A 9,183-nucleotide genomic window follows, 5' to 3' on the forward strand; every position below is an offset into this window, starting at 1 on the left:
TCACGAGATGCGGTACGACTTTTCCGCCGCCGGCATTGTGACTGTGCCCGGAGGCCGGACGACGGTGTTGGAACCTAGGGCTGCGCGCCGTCGTCGGGCTCTGAATCCGGGACGGCTTCCACGATGGCGCGTTTCTGGCGCTTGACGCTCCGCCGGTCCAGCAGCAGGGCCACCACGGCGCCCAGCACCGCGCCGCCGGCGCCGAACATCACCAGGAAGAAACCGAACACCGAGCCGCGCTCGAAGGATTCGTCACCGGGGAGACCGTATGCGACGGCGGCAGCTACCGCTGCGCCCATCAGGGCGCCGAGGATGAGGAACGGCACATATTTCGGTGCCCGGCGGACAGTGACCTCGCGGCGCTCAGCGGGGGATTCTTCAAAAGACATGCGCTCTAGCCTACTCATCATTGCCGTTGCTCTATCACGTATAGCTGCCAAAACGGCCGAATGGGAGCTATAGGTGATAGAGCAACCGGGGGTGGGGAGGGTCAGGGCTGTGACGTCCGGGACAGGATCCAGGTGTTGGTGCCGTCCTGCCGTTCGAAGGTCACGGTGGTGACCAGCGCCTCGATGAGCGCCAGGCCGCGGCCGGACTCGGAATCGTCGTCCGGGGTTCCCGGTTCCAGGGGGCCGAACGGCGGCTTGGCGAAGAACGCACTGACCCGGGCCTGCAGGAGGGTGGGCTGGACGCTGATGTCCACTCCCAGCTCCACGGGTTTCTGCGCCTTGGCCGGCCGCGCGTGCTGGACGATGTTGGACGCGGCCTCGATCACCGCCGTGGTGAAGGTCATCTGGTCCATGGCCTGGACGAACGGGGCGTCCTCCCAGAGTTTGTCCAGTTCGTTGTGGACGGAGTCGATGGACTCAGCAGCGGACAGTCCCCGGAACGTCCGCCGGGCCAGGACCTCAGTCATTGCTGAACGCATCGTCGGCGGAGGCGTAGGCAGTCAACACCCGGTCCATGCTGGTCAGCTCAAGAACCATTTTGACCTGCGGCTGGACGGCGGCGATGCGCAGGTCCCCGCCGGCCTGACGGGCGGCCTTGAGGCAGCCGATCAGCGCGCCGAGGCCGGAGGAATCCATAAACGCCGTGTTCTCCAGGTTCACCACGATCCGCGAGGAACCGCCGGCGATCACATCGGTGACGAATTCGCGCAGCTTGGGCGCGGACACCATGTTCAGCCGCCCGTCCGCCTTGACCTCCGCGTACGAATCCTTGACCACGTAACTAAACTCCATCGGCTTTCCTCTCTCCAGCATCAACGTCCACAGCGGGTTCGTAGCCCTTGTACAAAACAGCCCGGACCAGGATGCTCATGACCACCAGGTCAAAAATAACCCAGCCCACGTTCACCAGCGTGCCAAGCGGCTCCGCCAGTCCCGTGGCCAGGCGGATAATCCCGACGACGGCGGCCACCGCCAGCAGCACACTCACCGCAATCTGGGGCCGGATGAGGCTCCAGCTGGGGCCGCCGGTCTGGCGGGCTTTGGGGGTGACGGCGAACCCGAGGGGGCGGCCGAACCAGACGTTCCGGGCCGCCGTCGAACACGCCTTGATCCAGGTGGGGAACAGCGCCAGGCTGTACTGCTGCCCGCGCCAGGTGGGGATTCCCCGGCCGGCCACCGCGAACAGCACCTGGTTGGCGACCATAAACGGGATGAACCGCAGGAAGAAGTCCCAGCTGAGGCTGGCCACGGGCAGGACGCCCAGCAGCAGGTAGATGATGGGGGCGGCGAAGTAGATGACCGCCGCGTAGCCGCTCAGGTAGGTCCACATGGTGGCGAAGTACATGAGCCGCTGGCCGATCTTCAGGCCTTTCTGCACCAGCGGGTTCTCGCGCAGCAGCACCTGCATGGTCCCCTGCGCCCAGCGGAGGCGCTGGGTCAGCATGGTCTTGAGGTCCTCGGGCGCCAGTCCATAGGCCAGGATCTCGTGGTGGTAGACGCTTTCCCAGCCCATGGCGTGCATGCGCATTGCCGTGGCCATGTCCTCGGTGACGGAGATGGTGGCCAGCGGCATGACCGGCTGGGCTTCGTCGTTGCGCTCAACGCTCAGGGCATCCAGGACGGCCTGCACGGATTCCAGCGCGCCGAGCGGCGACCAGTCACGGGCCGACATGCGCTGGACGGCGTCGTCGGCCACGACTGGGACGCCGGCGTCACCCACCTGGGCGAGTTCCATGGCGGCGATCTCTTCGAGGTCGGCCTGCAGCGCGGACATGTCAGCCTGGACCAGCGTCTGCACGGCCGCGTCCACGCGCCGGCGGACCCGGTAGGTGATCTCGCTCAACGGCTGTCCGGCGGCCAGCTGCTCCTGGGCTTCGCGGGTGGCGGCCTCCACCGCGTCCAGCACTTCAGCTACGAGCGGGGTGTCCATGTCAGCGGATTTCCGCGCCTGGCGGATGGCGGACCGGGAAGCCGTGAGGGCACGGCGGATGCTCTTTTCAGTCTCCTTGACGTAGCCCACCAGGCCCAGCTGCATCAGTGCGTCGCGGCGCAGGATGGCGTTGGAGCCGCAGAAGAACGCCGCGTTCCAGCCGTCCTTGCCCTGCTGGATGGGGCCGTAGAACAGGGGTGCCTGGCTGCCGAGTGGATCGTGGGCGGGCACGTTGCTGAAGTATTGCGGGGTCTGGACCAGGGCTACCCGGCGGTTGTTGAAATAGCCGAGGGTCTTTTCCAGGATGTCCGGTTCGGGGACCTGGTCCGCGTCCAGGATCAGCAGGAATTCGCCGTGCGTGACCATCAGGGCGTTGTTCAGGTTGCCGGCCTTGGCGTGGCGCGGCACGTTGCTGGTCCAGTCCTCGCTCCGCGTCACATAACCCAGCCCGTGCTCTTCGGCGAGGGCCTTCAGCTCGGGGCGGGCGCCGTCGTCGAGAATCCAGGTGCTGTGCGGGTGCCGGATCTTCTGGGCCGCCAGGGCAGTGGTCATCACCATGTCCAGGTCTTCGTTGTATGTGGTGATGAAGACGTCCACGGTGGCATCGTGGGGCGGCGCGGGGGCTCCCTTGCGGATCTTGAGCTGCCACACGGTCATCCCGAACAGCATCACGTCGATCAGGCTGTAGGTCTCAGCCAGCACCAAGGGCACGGCGATCCACCAGGCGTCCCAGTTCAGCGAGGACGCCCAGCGCCAGCCCACATAGTTCAGGCCGAATATGACCGTCAGGACCACCACCAGGCGGGTCCAGAAGCGCGTCATGCCGGGGCTGGCTCAGGCAGGCGGCGGACCACCACTACGGTGACGTCATCCTCGGCGGTTTCGGCAGGGGCCAGTGCCATGATGGCGTCGCTGGCGGACTGCGCAGAAACCTGGCCATGGGCTGCGGCGAGCACCGCCTCAGTGAATTGCTCCACCGAGTCAAAAACGTCCAGCACGCCGTCGCTGGCCACCACCAGGGAGTCTCCCGGGGCCAGGCCGACGGCGGACTGCGGCCAGGCGGATCCGGCCCAGGCGCCCACGGGCGGACCGCCGCTGGGAAGACGGTGCGCCGACCCCTCTGCGGTGACATGCAGCGCCAGTCCGTGGCCGGCGTCGACATAGCTGACGACGCCGGAAGCGGCGTCCAGGCGGGCGTGGAAGAGGGTGACAAATGAGTTGGAGGAATCCAGGTCCGCCGCGATGGTGGTGCTGGCGGAGGCGAAGGCGGCGTCCAGGTCCTGGCGCTGTCCCGTGGACCGCATGACGGCCCGGACGGTGGCCGCGATGAGGGCGGCGCCCATGCCCTTGCCCATGGCATCGGCGAACGTCAGGTGCAGGCCCTCCCGCGTGCGGTACCAATCGTAGAAGTCACCGCCGACGCTGCGGGAGGGGCGGAAGACGCCGGCGACGTCGTACCCGTCCACCCGGACGTCCTCCTGGGGTAGCAGGCTCTGCTGGACCTCCGTGGCGCGTTCCAGCTCGCTCGCCACGGCTGTGTCCGCGGCGGACGGCTGCCGGCGGCGGAACAGGGCGTTGATCCTGGATTGGAGTTCGCGCGGGCTGAATGGCTTGCTGATGTAGTCATCGGCGCCGTTGTCCAAGCCCGTGAGCTTGTCCAGTTCGTCGGCACGGGCGGTGAGCATCACGATGAAGGCATCAGAGAATTCACGGAGGAGTTTGCAGACTTCCAGCCCGTCCACGTCCGGGAGGTTCAGGTCCAGTGTGATGAGATCCGGCTTGGCGCGGCGGACCTCCTCCACGCCGGGCAGGCCGGCTTCAGCGTGGGTGACCTCGAAACCCTGCTTGGTCAGGATCCGGACAAGGAGGCCTCGGATGTCCGGATCGTCCTCAATCACAACGGCACGGCGCGGTTCGGGCATGGAAGGCATGCCTCTACTTCTACAGTATTAGGGCCCGTGAAGCATGTCATAGACCTGACAACGAGGGTTGAAAGTCGGGTGCAGCACTCGACATTCCGGGGCGGTCGGCCATTGACCGGCCTGGCGTGGCCCAGACTTGCCGGAATACTTGCCCGCCCTTGATGGGACCTTGAGGCTCCTTGGCCACACTCGAAGGACCAGCTTTGAAGGAATTGCGCGGATTGCCGGAGGACGGTGCAGGACTTATGGAACCAACGGAATCCGTCAGACTGCCCGTCAGACTGCCCGGCAGGCTGGGGCGCTCGTGGCGGCGGCTCTTGAAGCAGGGACGCCGCCCGCGCAGCACCGTTCACTACCTGAGCCATTCCTGGAAACTCCGCTCGCTATCCCGCTCGCTGGCCCAGGCCCTGGGGGAGTCCTGGGAGGCCTCGAGCTGGCCGGGGGACCGGCTGGCCGTCGGCGTGGAGCTCTCGGAAAAAGTCGAACAGCTCACCCGCCTCCTCAACCGCGAAACCGAAGTTCACGGCCGCCTGGCGGCGCTCGCAAAGTAGCCGTTCCCTCCTGACCCTTTCCGTGCCACACTTGGTGACAATCGAGTGGCTGGGGGATACCAGGTCAGGAGATTGCCGTGCATTGGTACACCGGGTGGGCTTATCTTTTAGCTGGGCTTCTGACCATGGACGCGGTGCTGCTGGCCTTGTGGTTCATAGACAACGACTGGCCGAGCAGCTGGTGGAAGAAACCCTGATGTAGCGCAGTTTGCGTCAGCTGGTCCCGCGTCAGTACGCGCGGAATCGGCGCAGGTTCCGGCGCATCAGGACGCGCGGGAATCCGTTGAGTACCGAATCCGTATCAGCGGCCTTGACGAACCCGGCCTTCTCGAAGAGCTTGCGCGTGCCCACGTACGCCATGGTGAGGTCCACCTTGCTGCCGCCGTTGTCCACCGGGTACCCCTCAATGGCGGGCGCGCCGTATCCGCGGGCCAGCTCCACGGCACCTTTGAGCAGGTGATGGGAGATCCCTTTGCCGCGGTAACCGGGCCGGACCCGGATGCACCACACAGACCAAACATCGAGGTCGTCCACGTGCGGAATCCTGCGGTTGCGGGCAAAGCTGGTGTCGGCGCGCGGATGGACAGCTGCCCACCCGACTACTTCGTCGCCGTCGTACGCCAGAACCCCTGGCGGCGGATCCTGCGCCACCAGCTCCTTCATCAGGTCGCCGCGGGCTGTTCCGCGCAGCGCAAGGTTCTGCTTGGACGGGATGCGGTAGCTCAGGCACCAGCACACGTTGGCATCGGGCCGCTTGGGTCCAACCAGCGTTTTGACGTCTTCGAACAGCGTTCCGGGACGGACTTCGATCGCCATGCCTGACTCCCGGTTGGTGGGTACCTGTGCCCCGTCAGACTAGACCCCCAGGGACTCCCGCAGGGCAGCGACGTGACCCTGCGCCTTGACCTGGTACTGCGCCAGCGCCACGTTGCCCGCCGGATCCACCACCACGGTGGAGCGGACGAGGCCTTCGACGATCTCGCCGTCGACCAGCTTTTCTCCCCACGCGCCGTAGGCCAGGGCTACTTCGTGGTCCTCGTCGGAGAGCAGCGGGAAGGTCAGGTTGAAGTCGCCGGTGAAGTTAGCCAGCTTCTCCGGGGCGTCGGGGGAGATGCCCAGGACTTCATAACCGGAGGACTGCAGGGATAAGAGGCTGTCGCGGAAATCGCAGGCCTCGGTGGTGCACCCGGGGGTTGCCGCCTCCGGGTAGAAGTACACGATGACGTTCTTGCCGCGGTAGTTGGCCAGGGAGGTTTCCTTGCCCTCGGCGTCCTGCAGCGTGAACTCGGGGGCCTGGGTACCTGGCTGAAGTTTGATGGTCAGTTGGGGGCTCATGGCGTTCCTTCGGGAGACTCTGATGGCAAAAGACAGGAAACCAGTGAATCGGCTTTCCACTTTGAACAACAACTCCGGCGTCATTTGAAGTATTCCGGCTGGTCCGGGGCAGGGACGTGTGCGGGGGTCAGTTACCCGTTCTGCGAATGTCCGGCGGTCCATTGACTTGAGGCGCCGTATGGATACGGTTAGAGGTACGCACTTCTGGTCTCCGCAGTACGTGATCCGCACTACGTAGCCGCTAGCCGGCATCCACGCACAACCGCTTGGTCCCAGCCCTAAGCGCCCGCCGCAAATGATCCCAAGGCTGTTTCCCCATGACCGCAAATTTCATCAGAGCACTGGCTGTTAAATCCCTTGACATCCCGGACAAGAAGCGGTGTCCGGACAAGGCCGAGTTCGATCTCGTCACGGTTGACGACTACTCGGTGGCCCGCCTCATCCTCGCTCCAGGCTGGCGCTGGTCCGAGTCCGCCAAGCCTACTGAACTGACGGACTTCTGCGAGCACAACCACCTCGGTTACTGTGTGTCCGGAAGCCTGGAGATTCAAACGTCCGACGGCGTGAGGTCCACCATCCGCGCCCATGACACCTATGCGTTGCCTCCCGGGCACGATGAGTGGGTGGTTGGCTCCGAGCCGTTCGTCGCCATTGAATTCCTGGGTACGGCGTCCTTCGGTCGGCCGCGGAGCAGGGGATCCCACGCGCTGATTTGAGCGCGCTGATTTGAGTCGGAGCTGGCCTGCCGGGGCTAGGGTGGGGGCTATACAGCCACGGCAATTTCCGCGCGCACGAGCCGCTTGTGCACGATCCGCTTGAGCCTGGCCACAACCTCGGCCGGCGGGCAGTCGGCGTCGAGCTGTACGAAACCGGGGTATTCGGGCATGGAGCGGTAGGCGTCCCGCAGGTCCACCAGGTCAGCCAGCGTCTCAGAATCGGTGCCGCGGGCCACGATGCGCTGGTGTGCCAGCGCGGGCTCAACGTCCAGGTGCACCACGGCGTCAGGCTCCGGCAGGGACGAAATCAGCCAGGGGAGCAGGCGGCCACGCCGCAGTCCTTTGGCCGCGCGCAGGGCCAGCTGGCAGTGGAGGTGCCGGTCCATCACCACCAGTCCGTCGACACGGCCGGCTCGGGCATGGGACACCAGCACGTTGGCCACGCGGAGGGTGGTTTCCACGGCGTCGGCCAGGCGGCGGGGCCAGCGGATGGCCAGCCGTTCAGCCAGCACGGACATGCTCCGCCTGCCGGCATGGTTGCTGAGCAGCAGGGCGTTTTCGCCGTCAGCCTGGGCCGCATCTACCAAGGCGCGGGCGGCCGTGGATTTTCCCGAGCCGTCGATTCCGGTTAAGACAATAAGCACATGGCCTCCTTTCGCCAATGGTTTAACGGAAGGGACAGCGTGATCGTCCCATCATGAGGCGGAGGTCACATTAAGCTTACGTCCGGACGGCGCCTGCAACAGGCACCCGCAGAATGGGGATCTTCGATGCAGTTAGCCCAGCTAGCCGCGATTGTTGCGTGTGTACTTTTGGCCGCGCTCGCGGTTTTTCAGGCCGCCCTGATCGCGGGAGCGCCACTGGGACGGTTCGCGTGGGGAGGCCAGCACAACGTCCTGCCCACCAAGCTGCGGATGGGCAGCGCCACCTCGATCATCCTTTACGTGCTCTTCGCCTATGTTGCCCTGGCCAAGGCTGGCATGGCGGCCCCGCTGGTGAACCAAGGCATCACGGACGTCTTCTGTTGGGTGCTGACGGCCTATTTCGCGGTGGGCATCGTGCTGAACGGAATCTCCCGCAGCAAACCGGAGCGCCTGGTCATGACACCCACAGTGGTGATCCTGACAGTCCTTTACCTGGCCCTGTCCCTGAACTAAAGGCCGGCACGAGGGCCGGCCACAGGGGACCCGTTCCAGGGACCCGTATCAGTGCTGTGGTTCGAGGGCGAGCCGCAGCCCGAAACCGATCAGGATGGTGCCGGTGATGCGGTCGATGGTCCGGAGGCTGCGGGCGCTTTTCAGCCATTTGGAGGCGAAACCTGCTCCGAAAATCAGGAAGGTCAGCCACGCAAGGCCCAGGACGCAGTGGACGCCGGCCAGCAAAATTCCCATCAGCAGCGGAGGCGCCCCCGGCGGGATGAACTGGGGAATCGTGGCGATGTAGAAAACGCCGACCTTCGGATTGAGCAGATTAGTGCCTGTCCCGGTCAGCCAGCCCTGGAACAGTTGATGGCGGGAGGCGGCCGGCGCTCCAACCTCGGCGGCAGGCGAGGCGGACGACGCGTCCTTGGCCCGGCTCTTCCACAGCAGGGAAGCGCCAAGCCAGACCATGTAGGCGGCACCGGCGATGGTGAGCGCCCGGTACGCCAGCTCAGATGCTGCCAGCAGCGCTGAGACGCCCACAGCTGCCGCGATTCCCCACACCATCAGTCCGGTGGAGATGCCCAGGGCCGTGGCGAAGGCGAAACCGCGGGTCCTGGCGAGGGATGAACGGAGCACCAGTGCCGTATCGATGCCCGGAACCAGCGTCAGGAGTCCGGCCACAAGGCCGAACGAGAGCAGTGACTGATAGAGATCCACGAGCCAAGGATGAGCCGACGACGGCGGCCAACCGGCCGCCGTCGAACGTTAACGCGGGAGGCGTCTTAGCTGCAGTGCTTCGTGAAGGCGGCGCCGGCTTCCTGGTACTTGGCCTCCAGCTCGGTGAGCTTGGCCTCGTCCGGGGCTTCCTTGGCGGACTCGTCCGTGAACTCGATGATGGATCCGAGCGCAGGCTTGAGGTCATCCGATGCCACAACTTCGATGGGCCGGATCTGGTTGGCGAGACGCACCAGGCCGGTCTTGCCCACGTTGTTCGCGGGGTTCGCCAGGACAGCCTTGACGCGGTCGCAGGTTTCGGGGGTGGAAAGTTTGGTGGGCGTGGTGCACGCAGAAGCGGAAAGCACGAGGCCGGCAGCGATCAGGGCGGTGGCGAGTTTCTTCATGGGTCCCTCAGTAGTTG

General features: G+C 65.4%; 13 protein-coding genes. 3 read left to right on the forward strand and 10 right to left on the reverse strand.

From position 1 onward, the window contains the following. Positions 1 to 74 precede the first annotated feature (74 nt). From NG698_RS03995 to NG698_RS04015, 5 genes are all read right to left on the reverse strand, one after another. Positions 75 to 389, reverse strand: a complete 315-nt coding sequence (locus NG698_RS03995; protein ID WP_252608164.1) for a hypothetical protein — start codon at positions 387 to 389, stop codon at positions 75 to 77. 101 nt (positions 390 to 490) lie between these two features. Beyond that, positions 491 to 916: an ATP-binding protein gene (locus tag NG698_RS04000; RefSeq protein WP_252598981.1), complete on the reverse strand. Its 426-nt coding sequence runs from the start codon at positions 914 to 916 to the stop codon at positions 491 to 493. Continuing rightward, the gene (locus NG698_RS04005; RefSeq protein ID WP_252598980.1) at positions 909 to 1,241 is read right to left on the reverse strand and encodes an STAS domain-containing protein; all 333 of its coding nucleotides are present in this window, start codon (positions 1,239 to 1,241) and stop codon (positions 909 to 911) included. The genes NG698_RS04000 and NG698_RS04005 overlap by 8 nt, the downstream gene beginning before the upstream one ends. After that, positions 1,231 to 3,201: a glycosyltransferase family 2 protein gene (locus NG698_RS04010; protein ID WP_252608167.1), complete on the reverse strand. Its 1,971-nt coding sequence runs from the start codon at positions 3,199 to 3,201 to the stop codon at positions 1,231 to 1,233. The genes NG698_RS04005 and NG698_RS04010 overlap by 11 nt, the downstream gene beginning before the upstream one ends. Next, entirely contained in the window at positions 3,198 to 4,310 is a 1,113-nt protein-coding gene (locus NG698_RS04015) for a PP2C family protein-serine/threonine phosphatase (RefSeq protein WP_252608169.1), read from the reverse strand. Before NG698_RS04015 ends, NG698_RS04010 begins: the two co-directional genes overlap by 4 nt. A gap of 194 nt (positions 4,311 to 4,504) precedes the next feature. Between NG698_RS04015 and NG698_RS04020 the strand changes: the two genes are divergently transcribed. Then, positions 4,505 to 4,852 carry a hypothetical protein gene (locus NG698_RS04020; RefSeq protein WP_252598977.1) on the forward strand — a complete coding sequence of 116 codons (348 nt, stop codon included), beginning with the start codon at positions 4,505 to 4,507 and terminating at the stop codon, positions 4,850 to 4,852. A 228-nt stretch (positions 4,853 to 5,080) separates the two neighbouring features. On the opposite strand, the gene NG698_RS04025 is transcribed toward NG698_RS04020, so the two are convergent. Beyond that, a complete protein-coding gene (locus NG698_RS04025; RefSeq protein WP_252608171.1) occupies positions 5,081 to 5,668 on the reverse strand; it encodes a GNAT family N-acetyltransferase in 588 nt (195 codons plus the stop codon). Between the two features lie 39 nt (positions 5,669 to 5,707). Beyond that, positions 5,708 to 6,187 (reverse strand): thioredoxin-dependent thiol peroxidase, encoded by a 480-nt coding sequence (bcp, locus tag NG698_RS04030; protein ID WP_252598974.1) that lies wholly within the window; start codon positions 6,185 to 6,187, stop codon positions 5,708 to 5,710. Positions 6,188 to 6,504: 317 nt separating this feature from the next. Here bcp and NG698_RS04035 point away from each other — a divergent pair, with 317 nt between their 5' ends. Continuing rightward, positions 6,505 to 6,903, forward strand: a complete 399-nt coding sequence (locus NG698_RS04035; RefSeq protein ID WP_056341140.1) for a cupin domain-containing protein — start codon at positions 6,505 to 6,507, stop codon at positions 6,901 to 6,903. A 47-nt stretch (positions 6,904 to 6,950) separates the two neighbouring features. Here NG698_RS04035 and NG698_RS04040 read toward each other — a convergent pair whose 3' ends face one another. Next, positions 6,951 to 7,547, reverse strand: a complete 597-nt coding sequence (locus tag NG698_RS04040; protein WP_252598973.1) for a dTMP kinase — start codon at positions 7,545 to 7,547, stop codon at positions 6,951 to 6,953. 126 nt (positions 7,548 to 7,673) lie between these two features. On the opposite strand from NG698_RS04040, the gene NG698_RS04045 reads away from it, so the two are divergent. Then, complete coding sequence (locus NG698_RS04045) at positions 7,674 to 8,060, forward strand: hypothetical protein (protein ID WP_252598972.1); 387 nt, start codon at positions 7,674 to 7,676, stop codon at positions 8,058 to 8,060. A gap of 48 nt (positions 8,061 to 8,108) precedes the next feature. On the opposite strand, the gene NG698_RS04050 is transcribed toward NG698_RS04045, so the two are convergent. Both NG698_RS04050 and NG698_RS04055 read right to left on the reverse strand, forming a co-directional pair. Then, positions 8,109 to 8,762 carry a LysE family translocator gene (locus NG698_RS04050; RefSeq protein WP_252608173.1) on the reverse strand — a complete coding sequence of 218 codons (654 nt, stop codon included), beginning with the start codon at positions 8,760 to 8,762 and terminating at the stop codon, positions 8,109 to 8,111. A gap of 65 nt (positions 8,763 to 8,827) precedes the next feature. Continuing rightward, a complete protein-coding gene (locus tag NG698_RS04055; RefSeq protein WP_252598967.1) occupies positions 8,828 to 9,166 on the reverse strand; it encodes a hypothetical protein in 339 nt (112 codons plus the stop codon). Positions 9,167 to 9,183: the final 17 nt, after the last annotated feature.

It is taken from the genome of Pseudarthrobacter raffinosi, assembly GCF_023913735.1.
GTDB lineage: Bacteria > Actinomycetota > Actinomycetes > Actinomycetales > Micrococcaceae > Arthrobacter > Arthrobacter raffinosi.

What these genes read in the sequence shown, in the direction of transcription:
- NG698_RS04000 (WP_252598981.1), bottom strand. Translation starts at nt 916, where the DNA reads ATGACTGAGGTCCTGGCCCGGCGGACGTTCCGGGGACTGTCCGCTGCT.
- NG698_RS04055 (WP_252598967.1), bottom strand. Translation starts at nt 9,166, where the DNA reads ATGAAGAAACTCGCCACCGCCCTGATCGCTGCCGGCCTCGTGCTTTCC.
- NG698_RS04045 (WP_252598972.1), top strand. Translation starts at nt 7,674, where the DNA reads ATGCAGTTAGCCCAGCTAGCCGCGATTGTTGCGTGTGTACTTTTGGCC.
- NG698_RS04015 (WP_252608169.1), bottom strand. Translation starts at nt 4,310, where the DNA reads ATGCCTTCCATGCCCGAACCGCGCCGTGCCGTTGTGATTGAGGACGAT.
- NG698_RS04025 (WP_252608171.1), bottom strand. Translation starts at nt 5,668, where the DNA reads ATGGCGATCGAAGTCCGTCCCGGAACGCTGTTCGAAGACGTCAAAACG.
- NG698_RS03995 (WP_252608164.1), bottom strand. Translation starts at nt 389, where the DNA reads ATGTCTTTTGAAGAATCCCCCGCTGAGCGCCGCGAGGTCACTGTCCGC.
- bcp (WP_252598974.1), bottom strand. Translation starts at nt 6,187, where the DNA reads ATGAGCCCCCAACTGACCATCAAACTTCAGCCAGGTACCCAGGCCCCC.
- NG698_RS04010 (WP_252608167.1), bottom strand. Translation starts at nt 3,201, where the DNA reads ATGACGCGCTTCTGGACCCGCCTGGTGGTGGTCCTGACGGTCATATTC.
- NG698_RS04035 (WP_056341140.1), top strand. Translation starts at nt 6,505, where the DNA reads ATGACCGCAAATTTCATCAGAGCACTGGCTGTTAAATCCCTTGACATC.
- NG698_RS04005 (WP_252598980.1), bottom strand. Translation starts at nt 1,241, where the DNA reads ATGGAGTTTAGTTACGTGGTCAAGGATTCGTACGCGGAGGTCAAGGCG.